This is a genomic window from Stutzerimonas stutzeri KOS6 (assembly GCF_000307775.2).
Taxonomy (GTDB): domain Bacteria; phylum Pseudomonadota; class Gammaproteobacteria; order Pseudomonadales; family Pseudomonadaceae; genus Stutzerimonas; species Stutzerimonas stutzeri_B.
The window spans coordinates 544,949-564,373 of sequence record NZ_KK020675.1; the positions used below are offsets into that span (position 1 = coordinate 544,949).

The 19,425-nt window shown below is 63.7% G+C and carries 20 protein-coding genes; 15 read left to right on the forward strand and 5 right to left on the reverse strand.

The genetic code is table 11. The annotated features are described in order from the left end of the window. Window positions 1–167: 167 nt before the first annotated feature. Window positions 168–704 (forward strand): ankyrin repeat domain-containing protein, encoded by a 537-nt coding sequence (locus B597_RS26540; protein WP_003292787.1) that lies wholly within the window; start codon window positions 168–170, stop codon window positions 702–704. A 54-nt stretch (window positions 705–758) separates the two neighbouring features. Here the strand turns inward: B597_RS26540 and ybaK are convergent, their stop codons facing one another. Continuing rightward, window positions 759–1,229, reverse strand: coding sequence for a Cys-tRNA(Pro) deacylase (ybaK, locus tag B597_RS26545; protein WP_003292786.1), 471 nt, complete (start codon window positions 1,227–1,229; stop codon window positions 759–761). Between the two features lie 71 nt (window positions 1,230–1,300). Here ybaK and glpD point away from each other — a divergent pair, with 71 nt between their 5' ends. Beyond that, complete coding sequence (gene glpD, locus B597_RS26550; RefSeq protein WP_003292785.1) at window positions 1,301–2,845, forward strand: glycerol-3-phosphate dehydrogenase; 1,545 nt, start codon at window positions 1,301–1,303, stop codon at window positions 2,843–2,845. A gap of 32 nt (window positions 2,846–2,877) precedes the next feature. Here glpD and metE read toward each other — a convergent pair whose 3' ends face one another. After that, on the reverse strand, window positions 2,878–5,184 hold the full coding sequence (gene metE, locus B597_RS26555; protein WP_003292784.1) for a 5-methyltetrahydropteroyltriglutamate--homocysteine S-methyltransferase: 2,307 nt from the start codon (window positions 5,182–5,184) through the stop codon (window positions 2,878–2,880). Between the two features lie 162 nt (window positions 5,185–5,346). On the opposite strand from metE, the gene B597_RS26560 reads away from it, so the two are divergent. After that, the gene (locus tag B597_RS26560) at window positions 5,347–5,937 is read left to right on the forward strand and encodes an exopolysaccharide biosynthesis protein (protein WP_003292783.1); all 591 of its coding nucleotides are present in this window, start codon (window positions 5,347–5,349) and stop codon (window positions 5,935–5,937) included. 156 nt (window positions 5,938–6,093) lie between these two features. Further along, entirely contained in the window at window positions 6,094–7,020 is a 927-nt protein-coding gene (gene metR / locus B597_RS26565) for a transcriptional regulator MetR (RefSeq protein WP_003292782.1), read from the forward strand. Between the two features lie 6 nt (window positions 7,021–7,026). On the opposite strand, the gene B597_RS26570 is transcribed toward metR, so the two are convergent. The 3 genes from B597_RS26570 to B597_RS26580 all read right to left on the reverse strand — a co-directional run bounded on the left by B597_RS26570 (window position 7,027) and on the right by B597_RS26580 (window position 9,248). Further along, window positions 7,027–8,001, reverse strand: coding sequence for an SDR family oxidoreductase (locus B597_RS26570; RefSeq protein ID WP_003292781.1), 975 nt, complete (start codon window positions 7,999–8,001; stop codon window positions 7,027–7,029). Between the two features lie 84 nt (window positions 8,002–8,085). Beyond that, window positions 8,086–8,541, reverse strand: a complete 456-nt coding sequence (locus B597_RS26575; protein WP_024161650.1) for a VOC family protein — start codon at window positions 8,539–8,541, stop codon at window positions 8,086–8,088. 74 nt (window positions 8,542–8,615) lie between these two features. Beyond that, window positions 8,616–9,248, reverse strand: a complete 633-nt coding sequence (locus B597_RS26580; protein ID WP_003292779.1) for a LysE family translocator — start codon at window positions 9,246–9,248, stop codon at window positions 8,616–8,618. 232 nt (window positions 9,249–9,480) lie between these two features. Between B597_RS26580 and B597_RS26585 the strand changes: the two genes are divergently transcribed. The 11 genes from B597_RS26585 to B597_RS26635 all read left to right on the forward strand — a co-directional run bounded on the left by B597_RS26585 (window position 9,481) and on the right by B597_RS26635 (window position 19,289). Beyond that, a complete protein-coding gene (locus B597_RS26585; RefSeq protein ID WP_003292778.1) occupies window positions 9,481–10,131 on the forward strand; it encodes a response regulator transcription factor in 651 nt (216 codons plus the stop codon). Then, window positions 10,128–10,511, forward strand: a complete 384-nt coding sequence (csgE, locus tag B597_RS26590; protein ID WP_003292777.1) for a curli production assembly/transport protein CsgE — start codon at window positions 10,128–10,130, stop codon at window positions 10,509–10,511. The genes B597_RS26585 and csgE overlap by 4 nt, the downstream gene beginning before the upstream one ends. Beyond that, entirely contained in the window at window positions 10,508–10,924 is a 417-nt protein-coding gene (locus B597_RS26595; protein ID WP_003292776.1) for a curli assembly protein CsgF, read from the forward strand. The genes csgE and B597_RS26595 overlap by 4 nt, the downstream gene beginning before the upstream one ends. Window positions 10,925–10,947: 23 nt before the next feature. Continuing rightward, the gene (locus tag B597_RS26600; protein ID WP_024161651.1) at window positions 10,948–11,778 is read left to right on the forward strand and encodes a CsgG/HfaB family protein; all 831 of its coding nucleotides are present in this window, start codon (window positions 10,948–10,950) and stop codon (window positions 11,776–11,778) included. A gap of 245 nt (window positions 11,779–12,023) precedes the next feature. Then, window positions 12,024–12,524, forward strand: a complete 501-nt coding sequence (locus B597_RS26605) for a curli fiber surface-exposed nucleator CsgB (protein ID WP_003292774.1) — start codon at window positions 12,024–12,026, stop codon at window positions 12,522–12,524. 46 nt (window positions 12,525–12,570) lie between these two features. Then, the gene (locus tag B597_RS26610; protein WP_003292773.1) at window positions 12,571–13,857 is read left to right on the forward strand and encodes a PPE repeat-containing protein; all 1,287 of its coding nucleotides are present in this window, start codon (window positions 12,571–12,573) and stop codon (window positions 13,855–13,857) included. Between the two features lie 375 nt (window positions 13,858–14,232). Beyond that, entirely contained in the window at window positions 14,233–15,036 is an 804-nt protein-coding gene (locus B597_RS26615) for an outer membrane protein OmpK (protein ID WP_003292772.1), read from the forward strand. 607 nt (window positions 15,037–15,643) lie between these two features. Next, on the forward strand, window positions 15,644–17,014 hold the full coding sequence (locus B597_RS26620) for a uracil-xanthine permease family protein (protein ID WP_003292771.1): 1,371 nt from the start codon (window positions 15,644–15,646) through the stop codon (window positions 17,012–17,014). Window positions 17,015–17,063: 49 nt separating this feature from the next. Then, window positions 17,064–17,738: a TetR/AcrR family transcriptional regulator gene (locus B597_RS26625; RefSeq protein WP_003292770.1), complete on the forward strand. Its 675-nt coding sequence runs from the start codon at window positions 17,064–17,066 to the stop codon at window positions 17,736–17,738. Between the two features lie 6 nt (window positions 17,739–17,744). After that, entirely contained in the window at window positions 17,745–18,713 is a 969-nt protein-coding gene (locus tag B597_RS26630; protein ID WP_003292769.1) for a LysR family transcriptional regulator, read from the forward strand. Window positions 18,714–18,767: 54 nt separating this feature from the next. Further along, on the forward strand, window positions 18,768–19,289 hold the full coding sequence (locus B597_RS26635; protein ID WP_003292768.1) for a retropepsin-like aspartic peptidase RloA3: 522 nt from the start codon (window positions 18,768–18,770) through the stop codon (window positions 19,287–19,289). Window positions 19,290–19,425 lie beyond the last annotated feature (136 nt).

Genomic DNA, 19,425 nt, shown 5'->3' on the forward strand with positions numbered 1-19,425 from the left:
TCGGCAAGCAGGCCGGCGCTCCCGGCAGCTCGCAATGCGCATGTCGCGTCCGGCATGCACGATGGCTATCCGCAGCATAGAAAGGCTTGCTTGGCGCTCATTCGCCGGCGCGCACACAATGGCAACCGAAACGGCGAAACGCCACCCTCTGCCAATGGAGAACAGCAATGCAAGCGCCCAAGCAGACACCGGAACTGGATGACGCCACCCTGGCCTTCGCCGAGCAGGTCTTCGACAGCGCCCGCAACGGCGACCTGGCCCGTCTTGGCGAACTGCTGAACCAGGGGATGCCGGCGAACCTGCGCAATCACGCCGGCGACAGCCTGCTGATGCTCGCCAGCTACCACGGTCACCTGGCAGCCAGCCGCGTGCTGCTCGAACACGGTGCAGATCCGCAGCTGCGCAACCATCGTGGCCACACGCCGCTTGCCGGCGCGGCGTTCAAGGGCGATCTGGACATGATCAAGCTGCTGATCGAACAGGGTGCCGATGTCGAAAGCCCATGCGCGGACGGCAAGACCGCGCTGATGATGGCGGCCATGTTCAACCGCACGCTGATAGTCGAGTGGCTGGTCGCACAAGGGGCCGATCCGCAGGCCACCGACAGCAACGGTGTCACGCCACTGGCTGCCGCGCGCATGATGGGCGCGAACGATACTGTCGCGCTGCTGCAGCGCATCAGCGAGTCGCAACAGGTCGATTGAATGCAGCCGAAGACAACAGGCCGCGGGCGCTCTACAGGGTGGGCGTGAGCTCCTTCAACCGCGCCCGATCGGCGCGAAGGTCGCCCTCGTGTGCTCGGCCAGTACCGCCGCTGCCAACTCAACCTCCAGACCACGGCGACCGGCGCTGACATACACGCTCGGTTGTGCCTGTGCCGAGCTGTCGATAAAGGTGCGTAGGCGCTTCTTCTGCCCCAGCGGGCTGATGCCGCCCAGCAGATAGCCAGTGGCGCGCTGAGCGGCCATCGGGTCGGCCATTTCGACCTTCTTCACCCCCGCAGCCTGTGCCAGCGCCTTGAGATCCAGCGTTCCGGCTACCGGAACCACGGCCACCAGCAGCTCGTTCTTCTCGCTGCAGGCGAGCAGTGTCTTGAATACCCGGTCAGGCTCCAATCCCAGCTTTTCCGCCGCCTCCAGCCCATAGGACGCGGACTTGGGATCGTGCTCGTAACTGTGCACGCGATGCTCGGCACGGGCTTTTTTCAACAGGTCGATGGCAGGTGTCATTGCTTTGTAGTGCGATTGGTTGATGAATGGCGGTAACTTACAGCACAAAGAATCGGCCGTTATAAGCATCCATGAATCATCCTCTACTTGCACCACTCGCGGAAGTCTACGATCTAGTCGTGGTGGGCGGCGGCATAAATGGCGCCGGCATCGCCGCAGATGCCGCGGGACGTGGCCTCTCGGTATTTCTCTGCGAACAGGACGACCTGGCAGGCCATACCTCCTCGGCCAGCAGCAAGCTGGTGCATGGCGGGCTGCGCTATCTGGAACATTACGAGCTGCGCCTGGTGCGCGAAGCGCTGGCCGAACGCGAAGTCCTGCTCGCCAAGGCGCCGCACATCGTCCGCCCGCTGCGCTTCGTACTGCCTTACCGCCCACACCTGCGCCCCTCGTGGATGATTCGCACCGGCCTGTTTCTCTACGATCACCTTGGCAAGCGCGAGAAACTGGGCGGCTCGCATAGCGTTCGCTTCGGCGACGACAGCCCGCTCAAGGACGACATCCGCCACGGTTTCGAATACGCCGACTGCTGGGTCGACGACGCCCGCCTAGTGGTACTCAACGCCATGGCGGCACGCGAGCATGGTGCGCACATTCACCCACGCACCCGCTGCGTCAGCGCGCGCAGCAGCAAGGGCCTCTGGCATCTGCACCTGGAGCGCAGCGACCGCAGCCGTTTTTCCATCCGCACACGGGCCCTGATAAACGCCACCGGCCCCTGGGTGACGACATTCATCGAGGACCACCTCAAGCAGAGCCCGCCTTACGGCATGCGCCTGATTCAGGGCAGCCACATCATCGTCCCGAAACTGTACGAAGGCGAACAGGCCTACATTCTGCAGAACGAGGATCGCCGAATCGTCTTCGTCATCCCCTACCTGGAGCAATTCAGCCTGATCGGCACCACCGATCAGGAATACCAGGGCGACCCGGCACAGGTGCGGATCACCGACCGCGAGATCGATTACCTGCTGGACGTCGTCAACGGTCATTTCAAGCAGCAATTGGGCCGTGACGACATACGCCACAGCTATGCCGGGGTACGGCCGTTGTGCGACGACGAATCCGACCAGCCCTCGGCCATCACCCGCGACTACACCCTGGCACTGAACCTGAACTCCAGCGAAGGACCACTGCTTTCGGTGTACGGCGGCAAGCTCACCACCTACCGCAAGCTCGCCGAAGCGGTACTGGCGCAGCTGGCGCCACTGTTCCCGGAGATGAAGGCCGCCTGGACGCACGACGCAGCGCTACCCGGCGGCGAACACTTCGACGAGCCGTCCGGGCTGGCCCACGCGCTGTGCGCCAGCTACCCCTGGTTACCCGGGGCGATTGCCCGGCGCTGGGCTCGAACCTACGGCAGTCGCAGCTGGCTGCTGCTCAAGGGCACGGACGGACAGAAGGATCTGGGCGAACATTTCGGCGCCGGCCTGCATGCCCGCGAGGTGGATTACCTGATGGTCGAGGAATGGGCACAGACGCCGGAGGACATTCTCTGGCGCCGCACCAAGCTCGGCCTGTTCATCGAACCGGCCGGCGTTACCCGGCTGCAGCACTACCTGGACAGCCGGACGGCCGAGCACCTGACCAGCTTCGAGCACGCTGCCCAGGGCTGAAGGACGCGGCGCGACGACCTGCACTGACGGCGTCAGGCCACCCCGGTATTGCGGGCCGCGCGCAATTGCCGGGCCGCAGCCACCATGTTCACCAGCGCAGCCTCGGTTTCCGGCCAAGCGCGAGTCTTCAGGCCGCAGTCCGGGTTGACCCAGAGTCGCTCGGCCGGGATGCATTCGGCGGCCTTTTCCAGCAACTGCACCATCTCGTTGGTATCCGGCACGCGCGGCGAGTGGATGTCGTACACCCCGGGCCCGATGTCGTTCGGATAGTCGAACGCGCGAAACGCTTCGAGCAGTTCCATCTGCGAACGCGAGGTCTCGATGGTGATGACGTCGGCATCCATGGCGGCGATGGATTCGATGACGTCGTTGAACTCGCTGTAGCACATGTGGGTGTGGATCTGGGTTTCGTCGCGCACGCCGCTGGCGCACAGGCGAAATGCCTCGACCGCCCAATCCAGATAATGCTGCCACCGGGCACGGCGCAGTGGCAGGCCTTCACGAAAGGCCGCTTCGTCGATCTGGATGATGCGGATACCGGCGGCTTCCAGGTCGCATACCTCATCGCGGATCGCCAGCGCCAACTGCCGCGCCTGCACTTCACGCGACACGTCTTCGCGGGCGAACGACCACATCAGCATGGTCACCGGGCCGGTGAGCATGCCCTTCATCAGCCGGTCGGTCTGCTGCTGGGCGTAACGAATCCAGTCGACGGTCATCGGCTGCGGTCGGCTCAGGTCGCCATAGATGATCGCCGGCTTGACGCAGCGCGAGCCGTAGCTCTGCACCCAGCCGAAGCGGGTGAAGGCATAACCGTCGAGCTGCTCGGCGAAGTACTCGACCATATCGTTGCGTTCCGCCTCACCATGCACCAGTACGTCCAGGCCAATCTGTTCCTGTACGGCGACGGCATGGCGGACTTCGGCGTGCATCGCCTCGGTATAGTCGCCAAGCGACAACCTGCCCTGCCTGAAGGCCTGCCGCGCGAGGCGGATCGCCGGCGTCTGCGGGAAGGAGCCGATGGTCGTGGTGGGGAATGACGGCAGTTGCAGTCGTGCACGTTGCAACTCGATACGCGTGGCAAAGGGCGACGTCCGCTGGCTGTCGCCGGGGCCGATGGCCCCAAGACGCGCCCGGACCTGTGGCTTGTGAATGCGCGGCGAGCGCTCGCGCGCAGCCTGTATTGTCCGGCTACGGGCAAGTGCGGCCTGCACATCGGGGTTCTGCGGATCGTCGATGGCGCGGGCGAGCGTGGCGACTTCGGCGCACTTCTGCACGGCGAAAGCCAGCCAGCTCTTCAGTTCCTCATCCAGCTTGTCCTCGCGCTCGAGGTCGACCGGGCTGTGCAGCAGCGAGCAGGACGGCGCCAGCCAGAGACGATCGCCCAGCCGCTCGGCGGCATGCCGCACCACCTCCAGTGCCTTGTCCAGATCACAGCGCCAGACGTTGCGTCCGTTGACCAGGCCCAGCGACAGCACCTTGTAGGTCGGCAACCAGTCGAGGATCAGCGGGTACTGCTCCGGCGCACGTACCAGATCGATGTGCAGGCCATCCACCGGCAGCGCCGCGGCCAGGCCGAGGTTGTCCTCGAGGCCGCCGAAATAGGTGGCGACCAGCTTCTTCAGCGGCGCGCGCTGCAGCAGGTTGTAGGCACGCTCGAAGGCATTCTTCCAGTCCTGCGGCAGATCCAGCGCGAGGATCGGCTCGTCGATCTGCAGCCACTCGACGCCCTGCGCGGCGAGCCGCTCGAGCACCTCGCCGTACACCGGCAACAGTCGCTCGAGCAACTCCAGTTTGTCGAAACCCTCGGCCTGGCCCTTGAGCTTGCCCAGCCAGAGATAGGTCAGCGGCCCGATCAGTACCGGTTTGACAGCATGACCCAACGCCCGCGCCTCCTCGACTTCCTCGAAAAGCTGGGTCCAGGACAGGCTGAACTGCTGGTCCACTGTGAACTCCGGGACCAGGTAGTGATAGTTGGTATCGAACCACTTGGTCATCTCCTGCGCCTGTGAGCCTGCGCAGCAATTGCTCGCCACGCCGCGGGCCATGGCGAACAGGGTCTCCATGGCCGGCTGGCCGTCGGCCGGACGGAAACGCTGCGGGACCACGCCGAACATCAGCGAATGTGTCAGTACCTGGTCATACCAGGCAAAGTCACCCACCGGCAGCAACTCGATTCCGGCCTCGGCCTGGAGCCGCCAGTGCTGCGCCCGCAACTGGCGGCCAACCTGATGCAGCCCCTGCTCGTCCAGCTCTCCTTTCCAGTACGCCTCGAGGGCCTTCTTCAGTTCGCGATCCGCGCCGATGCGTGGAAACCCGAGGTTGTGCGCTAAAGCCATTACTCACTCCGAATGCCGTCTTGCATGAATGGGGGGATTGTCCGCCTCCGCCAGCCATGAAACAAACTCAAGACATTGCATTTCAAAGAAAGAAAAATTCATGTTGAAGCATTTGTCGCCACCCGCGCTCTAAACCAGGAATCCTTCCGGCAAGACACGACCATGAATTCCGAGCAACCCCCGCAAAATCTCGAAAATCTGCTGGAGCGCCTCGAACGGGCCGGCGAAGCCGACCAGCCGGTGACCATCGAGTGCATGCTGCAGGCCACGGACGAGCGCAGCTTCGGTGCCCTGCTGCTGATACCGGGCTTGCTGGTACTCTCGCCCTTGTCCGGCATTCCCGGTCTGCCCAGCGTGCTGGCGGTCATGGTTTCGTTGATCGCCGTTCAGTTATTGCTGGGACGGGAGCGCTTCTGGCTTCCGCAGTGGCTGCTCAGGCGCAGCGCTTCGCGCAGCAAGTACGACAAGGCCATCGCGTTCCTCCAGCACATCGCGGGCTTCGTCGACCGCTTGCTGCGCCGGCGCCTGACCTTCCTCACCAGTGGCCCGGCGACTCGCCTGAATGCCCTGCTGTGCCTGGCAATTGCCGCAACGATGCCGCCACTGGAGCTGATTCCGTTCGGCAACTCCATCGCCGGGGCGGGGCTGAGCGTTCTGGGCCTGGGCATGATGGCTCGCGACGGGGCCATGGTCCTCGTCGCATTGCTGTTCTTCTTCGGGCTGGCCTTCATGGTTTCTCGGCTGTGGTCGTGAACCTGCCTCGCCAGCAGCGATAGCGGCCTCTCGACAGCATGGAGACGCTGCGACACACTTGCGGGTGGATGAGCCATGCTCATATCTGCTCACTTCCGGAGTGAAGCGACCTTTGCCCGAACGGTCGCAACGCTCCGCCCTGCAAGGTAATCCGGCATGCTCGAACTTCGCCACCTGAAGACGCTTCATGCGCTCAGGGAAACCGACAGCCTCGTCGAAGCCGCCGAGCGCCTCCATCTGACCCAGTCGGCGTTGTCCCACCAGTTCAAGGAACTGGAAGAGCGTCTCGGCCTGCAGCTGTTCGTGCGCAAGACGCGGCCGGTGCGTTTCACCAGTGCCGGCCTGCGCCTGCTGCAGCTCGCCGATGTGATGCTGCCGCAGTTGCGCAGCGCCGAGCGCGACCTGGCGCGACTGGCCGGAGGCACGGCCGGGCGGCTGCACATGGCCATCGAATGCCACAGCTGCTTCCAGTGGCTGATGCCGACCATCGATCAGTTCCGCGATGCCTGGCCGGAAGTGGAGCTCGATCTGGCATCGGGATTTTCCTTCGCCCCGCTGCCGGCGCTGGCGCGTGGCGATCTGGACCTGGTAGTCACCTCCGATCCGCTGGAGCTTCCGGGCATCACCTACGTGCCGCTGTTCACCTACGAAGCGCTACTGGCCGTGGCCAATCAGCATCCGCTGGCGGCGCGGCCATACATTCGTCCCGAGGACCTGGCGAACGAGACACTGATCACCTACCCCGTCGAGCATGATCGCCTGGATATCTTCACGCGCTTTCTCGAACCGGCCGACATCGAACCCGCCCAGGTACGCACCTCGGAGCTCACAGTGATGATGATGCAGCTGGTGGCCTCGGGCCGCGGCGTCTGCTGCCTGCCAAACTGGGCCCTGCACGAATACAGCTCTCGCGGCTACGTCACCGCCAGACGCCTCGGCGACAAGGGCCTGTTCGCCACGCTCTATGCCGGCATTCGCGCCGACATGCTCGACTCGCCGTTCATGCGCGACTTCCTGCTGACCGCCAAGGACACCTCCTTCGCCACGCTCGAAGGGGTCAGCGCCGCGTCCAAGGCCCGCTGATCCGTCTCAGCGCCGCCGCGCCAGGCACAGGCACACCCCGACGAGCCCGGCTGCGACGCCGCCGATCAGCAACCAGCGCCGGTCGACAGCCGGCTCGGTTCGCCAGCCGCCGTCTATACGTCGCTGGCCGAGGGCAGGATGAAAGAGGTTGCCCGACGAGGTCGGCACTCGCCGCGCCCGGCCGAGGGCGAACCGCATCAACAGCCCGTTGATCCGATCGAAGCCCGGCGTGAGGAAATGCGCCAGGCGCAGCAATGTCGCGGTCGCGCCGACCGAGGTGGTATGCCGAGGATGCAGCGCCAGGCTGACCATGGCATCAGCCACCTGCCGCGGATCGAGCAACGGTGGCGGCGGCTGCAGCGAGCGGCCGGCATAGTTGGCGCCATCGCGAAAGCCAGGGGTATCGACGACGCCCGGATAGACATCGCAGATGTGAATGCCGGGCCAGGCCCCCAACTCGCCGCGCAGCGCCTGGGACAAGCCGCGCAGGCCGAACTTGCTCGCCGAATAGGCCACCGCGAAGGGCTGCGGAACCCAGCTGCCGACGGACAGCGTATTGATCAGGACACCGCGCTGTTGCTGCTTGAAATACGGCAATACCGCATGCGCGCCACGCAGATAACCGAGCAGATCGGTCTGCACCACCTGCTCGTGGGCATCCAGCGGCGTCTCGTCGAATGCGCCCACCGCACCGATTCCGGCATTGTTGATCCAGACGTCTATCCGCCCCTGACCGAACTCAGCCGCCGCGCTGGCCAATGCCTCTACCTCGTCGCCATGAGTGACGTCGGTGGGCACCACCAGCACTTCAGCTCCCAGCGCCCGGCACTCGTCAGCCGATTCCGCCAGGGCCTCGGCATCGCGCGCGGCCAGCACCAGCCGGGCGCCCTGACGCGCGAAGGCATGGGCCGCAGCGCGGCCGATACCGCTGGAAGCGCCGGTCAGGACCACCAGTGCAGCGTCGAGATTTCCAGGGTTCATGCTCGTTGCTCCGCAGATAGCTGTCGTAGCTAAGCTGACAGCGACGGCACACCGATCATTCCCTCCGGTGGTCGGTACAGCGTGTCAGGCCTGCGCCACGCTGCCTGCGGCCTCGTCCGCCCAGGGATCGTAGGTGCCGAAGCTCCACAGATGCCCCTGCGGGTCACGGCAGCTGAAACCGCGACCACCGTAATCCTCATCCTTGAGCTCGACGACGATTTGCGCCCCGGCAGCCTTGGCCTGCGCATACAAGGCATCGGCACTGTTGACGATCACATAGATGCCCTGGGTCGACAGGCCACCGATTTCGTTCGGCTGGCGCAGCTGACGGCCATACTCGGAGTCGGTCACCGGCGCGATCATCAGCATGCCGCTGCCGAAGCCGAGTTGCGCATGGGCGATGCCACCCTGCTCGTCCCGATACAGCCGCAGGCACTCGAAGCCGAAGGCCTGGCACAGCCAGTCGATGGCGGTCGCCACATCGCGATAGCGCAGGCAGGGGATCAGGGTGGAAGTGGTGTTCTTGCTCTGCTGTGACATACGCAGCTCCATCATGGGTGGCCGATTGTCGGCCCTCCCCTGTTGAGAGCCGTCCGCGGCCGATCAATTCCCCATCAGAGGCGTTCGCTCAAGCCCAGGCGAATGCCCAGTCCAATGAGAATCGACCCCAGCGCGCGATCGATCCACTGACTCAAGCCAGGATTGTTGCGTAGCGCCGTGGTGGCGCGCGCGGCCAGCAGCACCAGGGTGCACTCGACGATGATCGCCACCAGCACCACCAGCATGCCGAGCCCCAGCAGCTGCAGCGGCACGGCGCCGTGCTCAGGGCGGACGAACTGCGGCAGGAAGGCCATGAAGAAGATCGCCGCCTTCGGATTCAGCACGTCCACCAGCACACCCTGGCGATAGGCTTTCCAGGCCGAAGCACGGGGTCCGGCGCGCAGCTCGAGCGACGTAGCGCTACCGGACCTGAGCGCCTGGAAGCCCAGGTACAGCAGGTAGGCCGCGCCCGCGTACTTGACCGCCATGAAAGCCAGCGCCGAGGTGGCAAGGATCGCGGAAATCCCCAGGGCGGCGAACGCCACATGCACCAGTGCCCCGCTGCATACGCCACAGGCCGAAACGATCCCGATGCGACGACCACCGCTGAGGGTGCGTGAAATCACATAGAGCAGATCCGGCCCTGGCGAAAGATTCAGTGCCAGAGCCGCAGAAAAGAACACCAGCCAGAAGACTGGATCACCCATTGCAGACCTCCATTTTTGATGTGCCAGGCAGCGTCCGGGACGAGCACCGGATGAACTGTATGAGCAATGCACGCCATCCGCCAGTACCGCCCCTGATGGCATTTCGTCGGCAAACCGGCACAAATCTATATTCGCGACTTTTTTTTGTCGCAAAGCTGAACTATTTTGAGATGCGCGCCACAAAGTGAGCGCCAACAGGGATCTCCATCCACATTCAGCAAAGGACATGCGAATGAAAGACGATGCCGTGCCGGCCTTTCAGCCCGGCCATTCCAGCGTACTCCTCCTTTCAACCAGTGAACTCCTCGATGGCGCGCTACGCCTGCATCTGCAGGACAGCGCCAACTGTATCCTGCACCACTCACGTACGCCGATCGGGGATCACTCCGACGTTTCGCTGATGTTGCTCGACGTGGCCAGCTATGAGCGCGACGAGTGTCTTCGGCTGCTCCGGCAATTCGGCGACGTTCCGGTGGCGCTGATCAATGCCCAGCCGGATCAGGCCCGCCAGCTGATCGAAACCCACCCCTGGATCCGCGGCGTTTTCTACCGTGCGACACCTCGCAGCATCTTCGTACGCGGCATCCAGACCATGCTTGCCGGGGCCGACTGGCTGCCCAGGGAACTGATGGAAAAGCTGTTGTGCCGGTATCGGCAACTCAGCAACGCCAACCAGTTCATCGACGAACTGACCCTGCGCGAGAAACAGATTCTCGCGCTCGCCGGCCAGGGCCTGTCCAATGCCGCCATCGGGGAAAAACTGCACCTGAGCATCCATACCATCAAGAGCCACGTGCACAACGCCTTGCGCAAGCTCGGTGCCAGCAATCGCGCGCAGGGCGCCTCGCTGGTGCTGGCCCATGTCGGCGAGGCGGTATCGTGAAACGCCGCAGCGCACTGCTTCTTCTGCTGCTGGGCCTGACGGTCCATGCCGATGAAGCCGAGCTGCAGGGATTCATTACCGACAACACGATTTCCCGCTCCGGTCACGAGTTCTACGTGAGGTTCTGCGAGCGGCTGAATGACATCAGCCAGCTGGATTTCAACCTCGCGATCAAGGAACGCCCTTCGGCTCGCTGGGGGGTTCTGGTATGGGTGGAGCATGAAAACCAGCCGCTGTATCGCCGGTTCCTTCAGCCCAACGTCGCCGACATGAAGGAGACCGCCTACGAGGCAGCCGACTTCGTGGTGCAGGAGATCAATCGGCGAAAGATCGAAGCGCTGTTCGAAGACAACATTGACATGGCCAAGGACGAACTATGAAACAGCACACCTACACATCGCTCGGCACGCTGCTCGGCAGCCTGCTGCTCTGCGCTGCCGCCAGCGCCACGGAACTGGTGTACACACCGGTCAACCCATCCTTCGGTGGCAGTCCGCTCAACGGAGCCTGGCTGCTGGGCAACGCCCAGGCGCAGAACAGCAAGAAGGACCCCGACGCGCTGGATCGCGCGTCGTTACTGGAGAACCAGTCTGCGCTCGACCGCTTCACCAGCCAGCTGGAGTCGCGCCTGCTGAATGACCTGCTGACCGATGCCAGCAATGGCGAACCCGGCATGGTAACCACCGACGACTTCATCGTACGCGTCTACAACGGCGACGCCGGCATGCTGATCGTGGAAATCACCGACCGACTCACCGGAGAAATGTCCGAAATCATCATCGGGCAGAACTGACCCCCCAAGGAGAAACAAAGGCCATGAGAAGCCTATTCGTAGCCATAGGGATGATGGCTGTATTGCAGGGTTGCGCCGTGCGCGAGCCCATGTCTGCCGATCAACAACCCCCTACCCTCACTCCCCGCACCTCGACCTACCAGGACCTGCTGGCGCTACCGCGCCCGAAAGGCCCATTGGTGGCTGCGGTGTACGGGTTCCGCGACCAGACCGGTCAATACAAGCCAACCCCGGCCAGTTCGTTCTCCACCGCAGTGACGCAGGGTGCTGCGAGCATGCTGGTCGATGCCATGCAGGCCAGCGGCTGGTTCGTGGTCCTCGAACGCGAAGGCCTGCAGAACGTGCTGACCGAGCGCAAGATCATCCGCGCCTCGCAGGCCAAGCCGGACGTGGCACCCAACATCCAGTCCGAGCTGCCTTCGCTGCTGGCCGCGAACATCATCATGGAAGGCGCCATCGTCGCCTATGAAACCAATGTGCGCAGCGGTGGCCAGGGCGCACGCTACCTCGGCATCGGCCTGTCGCAGGAGTACCGCGTCGATCAGGTCACGGTGAACCTGCGGGCCATCGATGTGCGCAGCGGTCGGGTGCTGTCGAACGTGATGACCACCAAGACGATCTTCTCCGTCGGGCGCAGCGCCAACGTCTACAAGTTCATCGAGTTCAAGGAACTGCTGGAGGCCGAGGCAGGCTACACCACCAACGAGCCAGCGCAGCTTTGCGTACTCTCGGCGATCGAGGCCGCAGTCGCCCACCTCGTCGCCCAGGGTGTCGATCGGCGGTTGTGGCAAACCGCCGAAGGCAGCGGCAGCGAGCACCCGGCGCTGAGCAAGTATCTGAGCAAGCTCGACTGAGATAGCCCATCGGCGCAACGCCGACGGCCTCCATCGCTCCCGGGGACAAGCTTCCTGGCGACGCACCCGCGTTGCCCGGAAGCTCGTCCCCGGCGTGCTTCATGAAAGACACAGTACGCCCATAAAGGCGTTTTTCGGCGCTCGATATGCACCGAATCGCAGCATTTTCAATCATTGGATGGATGGTCGCCGCCTCGATTCAGGGCAAGTATGTCCACATCGGAGCCCAATCAGGACTGGATGCCATGAGACGCTCGCAACGGATTGCACACGATCTGCTGATACCTGCTGTTCTGCTATTGCTGGCATCGACCAGCCAAGCCGAGCCCCACACCCCGATTGACCTCGCGCCCAGCGAATTCGCCCGCGTCAACGCGGATTTCACCAGCCCGGGCCAAACCGACATCAGCACGCAAGCTTCGCTGGCGATCGTCCAGCAGAACGGCCAGGACATGAGCGGACGCATCGGGCAGACGGGCGCCGAACTGGAGGCGTACATCATTCAGAGCGGCTACGCCAATGACGCCGCGATCGAGCAGATCGGCCTCGGCAACGCGGCGCTGATCAGCCAGAACGGCTTCGGCAACGACGCGCGCATCGACCAGTTCGGCTCGGACAACCGCGCCGCCATCGCACAACAGGGCGTGAGCAATAGCGCCCTCATCGAACAGACCGGCAGCGGGCACACCAGCAGTGTCAGCCAGAGCGGCCAAGGTCTGACGGTAGTGGTTCGCCAGTACCGCTAACCCCAAGGAAATACCGCTGTACTTAAAACATCCATGGAGAGACAAAATGTTTAAGTTCAAACCTCTTGTAGCAGCCATTCTGACCGTCGCCACTGCCCAGGCCTTCGCTGCCGATAACACCTCTGAGCAGGACCAACTGGGCATCAACAACGTTGCGGAAGTGCTGCAAAGCGGCGGTGCGGGCAACCTGGCCACGCAGAGCCAGAGCGGCTACGCCAACGACGCGATGGCCGAGCAGAGCAGCGCGCAGGACACGACTGCCAAGCAGACGCAGGCCGGCAACTTCAACGATGCCGAATCCCGCCAGAGCAGTACGCTGATGAGCGTCTCGACGCAGAACCAGCGCGGCTGGGGCAACGATGCACTTGTCGAGCAGTCCGGAACCTACAAGACCGGCGCGGTGCAGAACCAGAACGGCAGCCACAACGTCGCCGAAACCTTCCAGACCGGCGTGACCATGAGCAACGCCGTCACCAACCAGAAGGGCCAGCACAACTATGGCCTGGTCAACCAGAGCGCTGCGTACGGCAGCCAGGCCGTGGTGACCCAGGATGGCGACCTGAACAACGCCAGCATCGCCCAGTCCTTCAGTGCCGGCGACCGGGCGACCATCGACCAGCAAGGCGTCGACAACGACAGCCACGTCACCCAGCTCGCCAGCAGCGGCTCCATTGCCGAAGTCGAGCAGATTGGCTGGAGCAACGACGCCATGGTTTCGCAGACCGGCATCCAGCACGAAGCGTACGTTCTTTCCGATGGCACGCAGAACAAGGTGGACGTGAGCCAGAGCGGCAACGCACAGAACGCCTTCGTCCTGCAGCAGGGCCATGGCAACGACTCCAATATCGAGCAGAGCAACAGCCTGTTCGGCGGCAACAACACTGCCACCACCGAACAGTCCGGCTTCCACAACGAAGCCGATGTCTATCAGCACGGCCGCAACCAGACCGCCAAGACCCTCCAGGAAGGCGCCGGCAACGTCGCCTCCGTGGACCAGCAGGGCCGCGGCAACGACCTGCACTTCCGTCAGGATGGCACCGGCAACGAGTTGAGCGCGACGCAGAACGGCGCCGACAACGAAATCGTAGGCGTCAGCTACGGCTGGGCCAACGCCAGCGAAATCGATCAGAACGGCCATGACAACCTGGCCACCGTGAGCCAGAACGGTACGCTGAACGACGTCACGCTGAGCCAAGGCGGAGCCGATCAAGTAGCCCAAGTGACACAGCAGGGCTTCGGCAACGACGCCATCGCCAGCCAGGCCGGTTACGGCAACGCGGCGTACGTCAATCAGAACGGCTGGAACAACACCGCCCTCGTCACCCAGCACTGAGTGCTCCACGCCACACCGACTGCCGGCCTCGCGCCGGCGGTCGTGTTTCCGTTCTCCACGCTTGGGTACCCGCTACCCATTCACCAATGGGCGCACCGTTTCGGTCGAAAACCTGGCCATCAGCCATGAACTACGCCCCAAACTGAAGCAATCTGACACTTCGGTCAGGTCACGCGAACATATTCAAGGTCTCAGAGCGCGCGCACGGTGATCACCGCCCGCTGCACCTAAAAAATAATTACGATATATATCAATCAGTTAACGTCAAACTACAGCTGCATTACCGAATTGGCGCGGAGCTTGCTAAAGGACAAAAGCCTGACCGCTTGGACAACTTACAAGCTCACCAACATGCCAATACGGAGTAAACCGCCAATGAAACGCAGCCTCACCACCGCAGCCCTAGCGGCAGGGTTCATCCTCAGCAGCCAAGCCATGGCAAGCCCGATGCTCTGGCAGAACAACAGCCTGACCTATCTGTACGGCAAGAATTTCGCCGTGGATTCTGCCGGTGGCAAGGAAGGCGATATTCAGCAGACCATTACCTTCGAACACGCCAGCGGCTGGACCTGGGGCGACATGTTCATGTTCGTCGATAACAAGTGGTACAACGGCATTTCCGGCAGCGATGGCCACACCTACTACGGCGAATTCAGCCCGCGCCTGTCGCTGGGCAAGATCAGTGGTGCCGACCTGTCCTTCGGACCGGTCAAGGACATCCTGATTTCGACGACCTACGAACGAGGCGAAGGACGCAACCGCAACTACCTGTTCGGCCCAGCCGTAGACCTCGCCATCCCCGGTTTCGACCGCTTCTCCCTGAACACCTATTACCGCAAGCCTGACGGCATCACCGGCAAGCCGGGCGGCCAGTGGCAGATCACCCCGGCCTGGGCGATGACCTTCCCGGTGGGCAAGTCCGACATCCTCTTCGACGGCTATATCGACTGGGTCGTCAACGACGCCGGCTCCAAGTCCAAAGGCGACTACCTGGCCAAGAATTTCCACTTCAACCCGCAGGTCAAATACGACCTGGGCAAGGCGCTGGACTACACCCCAGGCAAGCTCTATGTCGGTATCGAATACGACTACTGGTCGAACAAGTATGGGATCGAGGACTCCGACGGCTTCAACACGGACAACAACGTCACCAACTTCATCGTCAAGGCCCACTTCTGATGCCAATGCCGCCCGGCCTTGCCGGGCGGCCGCGTAACGCTACACGCTCCCATTTTCCTGACGGTCGTTGCGCAACAACGACCGTCAGGCGTTTTCATAAAAAGAACACCTCCTCATAGACTCTTTGGCGTGAAAAGCGCCACGGCCAGCTCGCGGTATGCAAGTGGGCGCGGATCGCTGGCCAGGCTGCTACGACGCAACAAAAACGGGCAACGGTGAACCAGCCGGACCATCTTGGTGCGAGCAAGCGCCTCGCCGCTGATTCACGGCGCCGTTCAGCTCCCACGCATTACCTGAAAGGAAAACGCGTCAAGCCCGTGCAGGCCCCGGCAGGCGCTGGCCCGAGGCCGTTCGCGACCATCCTCAAGCGGGCAAAACCTAAGCGACTGGTCAGCTTCTTGCAGTAGCTGAAAACCAGACAGGCGCAAAGCCCGATAGCGTTCAGATAAACACCGAAAGCACTGTAGGAGCGCACCGTGCGCGCGATCGCGGGTGCGGCCCGCTCCTTAATCCGCCGGCATCCAGCTTGCGGGCTGGACGTCGGAATCAGTCAACGGCATCAGGTGCTGAAGCCTGCTTTTTCTTTCGTTCGCTTGAGATTCCTGCCATGCAAGAAAACGCCGATTCCGAGTTGATCTACGGCCTGGACGACCGTCCGGCACCGACCGCCGCCGTGTTCGCCGCCCTGCAACACATCCTTGCCAGCTTCGTCGGCATCATCACCCCGCCACTGGTGATCGGCGCTGTGCTGGGCCTGGCCGAGCACCTGCCCTACCTGATCAGCATGGCGCTGATGGTTTCCGGCGTCGGCACTTTCATCCAGGCCCGCCGGCCGCTGGGCATCGGCGCCGGCATGATCTGCCTGCAGGGCACCAGCTTCGCCTTCCTCGGCGCCGTGCTCTCGGCCGGCCTGCTGGTGAAGAGTCGCGGCGGTAGCCCCGAGGACATCCTGGCGATGATCTTCGGCGTGTGCTTCTTCGGTGCCTTCGTGCAGATCGTGCTCAGCCGTTTCATCGGCCAGTTGCGCAAGGTCATCACGCCGCTGGTGACCGGCATCGTCATTACCCTGATCGGCGTCAGCCTGATCAAGGTCGGCATCACCGATATCGGCGGCGGCTTCAACGCCAAGGACTTCGGCGCGCCGGGCAACCTCGCCCTCGGTGCGCTGGTGTTCCTGCTGATACTGCTGCTCAACCGCTCGCAACAGCCCTGGGTACGACTCTCGGCGATCATCGTCGGCCTGGCGGTCGGCAGCCTGGCCGCCTGGTTCAGCGGCAAGCTGGTCCCGCAGCCGCTGCCGGACCTGCCGCTGGTCAGCATCCCGCAGCCCTTCAAGTACGGTTTCGCCTTCGACTGGACGGCCTTCGTGCCGGTGGCGCTGATCTACCTGATCAGCACCATCGAGACGGTCGGCGACCTGACCGCCAACTGCATGCTCTCGCGCAAGCCCATCGAAGGGCCGAGCTACGTGCAGCGACTGCGTGGCGGCATCCTCGGTGATGGCGTCAGCTGCCTGATCGCCGCGACCTTCAATGCCTTTCCCAACACCACCTTCGCGCAGAACAACGGCGTGATCCAGATGACCGGCGTGGCCAGCCGCTACGTCGGCCTGTACATCGGCGCCCTGCTGTTCGTCCTCGGCCTGTTCCCGCTGCTCGGCGCGATCCTGCAGCAGATTCCCAAGCCGGTACTCGGCGGTGCCACCCTGATCATGTTCGGCAGCGTCGCCGCCGCCGGCATCCGCATGCTCGCGCAGGTGCAACTGGACCGGCGCAACATGCTGATCATCGCCGCCTCGCTGGGCGTCGGCCTGGGTATCGCGGCGCAACCGGAACTGCTGCATCAGATGCCGAAACTCGTGCAGAATCTGTTCGACTCGGCCATCACCTGCGGCGGCCTGACGGCGATCCTGCTGGACCTGTTGCTGCCGCGCGAACGGACCGAGCCCGCCATCGTCGCCAGCACGCATCGGGCCTGAGCCAATGCGGTGGCGTACAGACGCCACCGCGCTCTTCGGACAAGGGAACATGGACAAGAACAACGCGCCGCCACCGCTGTATACCGCACAAGGCAAACCTGCCGGCCGCATCCGCCAGAAGAACGAGGAAGCCATCCTCGCCGCGGCAGCGGAGGAATTCGCCCGCTATGGCTTCAAGGGCACCAGCATGAACGCCATCGCCACCCGCGCCGGATTGCCCAAGGCCAACGTGCATTACTACTTCAACAGCAAACTGGGGCTGTACGTCGAGGTCATGCGGCACATCCTCGAGCTCTGGGACACCGCCTTCGACGACCTCACCGTCGATGACGACCCGACCACCGCACTGGCCGACTACATTCGCATCAAGATGGAATTCTCGCGACGTCACCCACAGGCGTCGAAAATCTTCGCGATGGAAGTCATCAGCGGCTGTGAATGCCTGTCCGAGCACTTCAACCAGGACTACCGCAACTGGTTCCGTGGCCGCGCCGCGGTGTTCGACGCCTGGATCGCCGCCGGCAAGATGGACCCGGTGGACCCCATGCACCTGATCTTCCTGATCTGGAGCAGCACCCAGCATTACGCCGACTTCTCCGACCAGATCCGCCGCATCAACGGCAAGCGCATGACCCGCGCGGATTATGCCAATGCCAGCGACAACCTGATCCGCATCATCCTCAAGGGCTGCGGGCTGAACCCGCCGCCCGCGCCGGAGAGCTGATCAACCGTGTCCCGCAGGCTGCGCATCCATTCCCCGGCGATTCATTACTTCGACATGGTGCGCCGCTGCCAATCCATACGCGAGGCTTCACGGCGCCTCAATGTCGCCTCCTCGGCGGTGAACCGGCAAATCCTCAAGCTCGAGGACGAAGTCGGTACACCGCTGTTCGAGCGCCTGCCGGGAGGGCTGCGACTGACCGCAGCCGGCGAGATCTTCGCGCGCCACGTCATCGTCGTGCTGCAGGATGCCGAACGGGTGCGCTCCGAGCTGGACGCGCTGCAGGGCCTGCGTACCGGCCATGTGGAGATCGCCACGGTCTCGGGCGTCACCACCGACCTGCTTCCGGGCGTCCTGGAACAGCTGCGCGAGCGCTATCCGAGGGTCACCGTCGGCGTCACCAGCCTCGGCTCGCAGGCCATTCCCGAGGCGGTGACCAGTGGCCAGGCGGACATCGGCCTGGCCTTCGCACTTCCGCGCACCGCCGACCTGCAACAACTGGGCGTCGGCCATTTCCGCCTGGGTGCCATCGTGCATCCGGACCATCCGCTCGCCGCGCGATCCGACGTGAGCTTTGCCACCTGCGCCGAATACCCGCTGATCCTGGCCAAGAGCGATCTTTCGATCCACCACCTGTTGGCCCCCCTGCTGGCGCGTACCCGTCCACGGCACAAGGCGCCGCTGGAAACCAGCTCCGTGGAGCTGGCATTGCAGATGGCCAAGCGGGGGGCCGGCGTCGCGTTCCAGACGCGCATCGGCATCGAGGCAGAACTGGCCAGCGGCACACTCGTGCATGTACCGCTGAACGACGGCGGCTCGGTATTCAGCGACCTGGGCGTCTACGTGCGCAGCTCGCGTTACCTGCCCGTGGCGGTGGACGCCTTCGTCCGGGCGCTGAGCGAGCAGATCGCCGAGCGCGAAGCGGCCCAGGCCGGCAAGGCCACGGCCGCCAGCGCTGGCGAAACCAGGGCAGGCTGAACGTCCGCGGCAGATTTCGCTCTATTGAGCGAAGCCATTGCCCAGGAGCCGCCCTTGAAACCGTCCCGAATACTGGCCATACCGGCCGCACTGTTGCTGTCGCTGCAGACCCTGCCTTCGCTCGCCGCCGACGGCACCCCGCTCGGCTGGGTGGAGCGAGGCATGGTGCTGCCCGAGGAAGTCACGGTGAAGTTCAAGCTCGATACCGGCGCGCTGACCTCGTCCATCCATGCCGAAGATGTCGACCATTTCAAGAAGGATGGCGACGAATGGGTGCGCTTCGACCTCGACCTCAAGGACATCGAACGAGACAAGCTGGTCAAGTCGCGGATCGAACGCAAGCTGCAACGCGAGCTGACCGTCCGCGGCGCCGGCGGTACCGAAGACCGGCCAGTCGTGCTGATGAAAATCTGCATCGGCGATCGCCTGCTCGAGGAAGAGTTCTCGCTCAACGACCGGGACGATATGAACTATCCGGTCCTGCTCGGCCGGCGCACGCTGGAAAAGCTGGGCCCCGTGGACTCGGCGCGCACCTTCACCGTCGAACCCAACTGCGCCGAGCGGGCAAATCGCTGAGGGGCACGCCGCACAGCCGGCTGTGCGGCTGAGGCTGATCGAAGTCGCCACACCTGAAGAGCAGAGCGCCGCACGAGGGCAGTGGTCTTGCCCGGTTGAGATGCCCGCTGCCGCCCCGCCCGACACCGCAAGAGGA

What these genes read in the sequence shown, in the direction of transcription:
- ybaK (WP_003292786.1), bottom strand. Translation starts at nt 1,229, where the DNA reads ATGACACCTGCCATCGACCTGTTGAAAAAAGCCCGTGCCGAGCATCGC.
- B597_RS26575 (WP_024161650.1), bottom strand. Translation starts at nt 8,541, where the DNA reads ATGTCACAGCAGAGCAAGAACACCACTTCCACCCTGATCCCCTGCCTG.
- B597_RS26605 (WP_003292774.1), top strand. Translation starts at nt 12,024, where the DNA reads ATGAGACGCTCGCAACGGATTGCACACGATCTGCTGATACCTGCTGTT.
- B597_RS26620 (WP_003292771.1), top strand. Translation starts at nt 15,644, where the DNA reads ATGCAAGAAAACGCCGATTCCGAGTTGATCTACGGCCTGGACGACCGT.
- B597_RS26600 (WP_024161651.1), top strand. Translation starts at nt 10,948, where the DNA reads ATGAGAAGCCTATTCGTAGCCATAGGGATGATGGCTGTATTGCAGGGT.
- B597_RS26625 (WP_003292770.1), top strand. Translation starts at nt 17,064, where the DNA reads ATGGACAAGAACAACGCGCCGCCACCGCTGTATACCGCACAAGGCAAA.
- metE (WP_003292784.1), bottom strand. Translation starts at nt 5,184, where the DNA reads ATGGCTTTAGCGCACAACCTCGGGTTTCCACGCATCGGCGCGGATCGC.
- B597_RS26610 (WP_003292773.1), top strand. Translation starts at nt 12,571, where the DNA reads ATGTTTAAGTTCAAACCTCTTGTAGCAGCCATTCTGACCGTCGCCACT.
- metR (WP_003292782.1), top strand. Translation starts at nt 6,094, where the DNA reads ATGCTCGAACTTCGCCACCTGAAGACGCTTCATGCGCTCAGGGAAACC.
- B597_RS26615 (WP_003292772.1), top strand. Translation starts at nt 14,233, where the DNA reads ATGAAACGCAGCCTCACCACCGCAGCCCTAGCGGCAGGGTTCATCCTC.
- B597_RS26570 (WP_003292781.1), bottom strand. Translation starts at nt 8,001, where the DNA reads ATGAACCCTGGAAATCTCGACGCTGCACTGGTGGTCCTGACCGGCGCT.
- B597_RS26585 (WP_003292778.1), top strand. Translation starts at nt 9,481, where the DNA reads ATGAAAGACGATGCCGTGCCGGCCTTTCAGCCCGGCCATTCCAGCGTA.
- B597_RS26595 (WP_003292776.1), top strand. Translation starts at nt 10,508, where the DNA reads ATGAAACAGCACACCTACACATCGCTCGGCACGCTGCTCGGCAGCCTG.
- B597_RS26540 (WP_003292787.1), top strand. Translation starts at nt 168, where the DNA reads ATGCAAGCGCCCAAGCAGACACCGGAACTGGATGACGCCACCCTGGCC.
- glpD (WP_003292785.1), top strand. Translation starts at nt 1,301, where the DNA reads ATGAATCATCCTCTACTTGCACCACTCGCGGAAGTCTACGATCTAGTC.
- B597_RS26580 (WP_003292779.1), bottom strand. Translation starts at nt 9,248, where the DNA reads ATGGGTGATCCAGTCTTCTGGCTGGTGTTCTTTTCTGCGGCTCTGGCA.
- B597_RS26560 (WP_003292783.1), top strand. Translation starts at nt 5,347, where the DNA reads ATGAATTCCGAGCAACCCCCGCAAAATCTCGAAAATCTGCTGGAGCGC.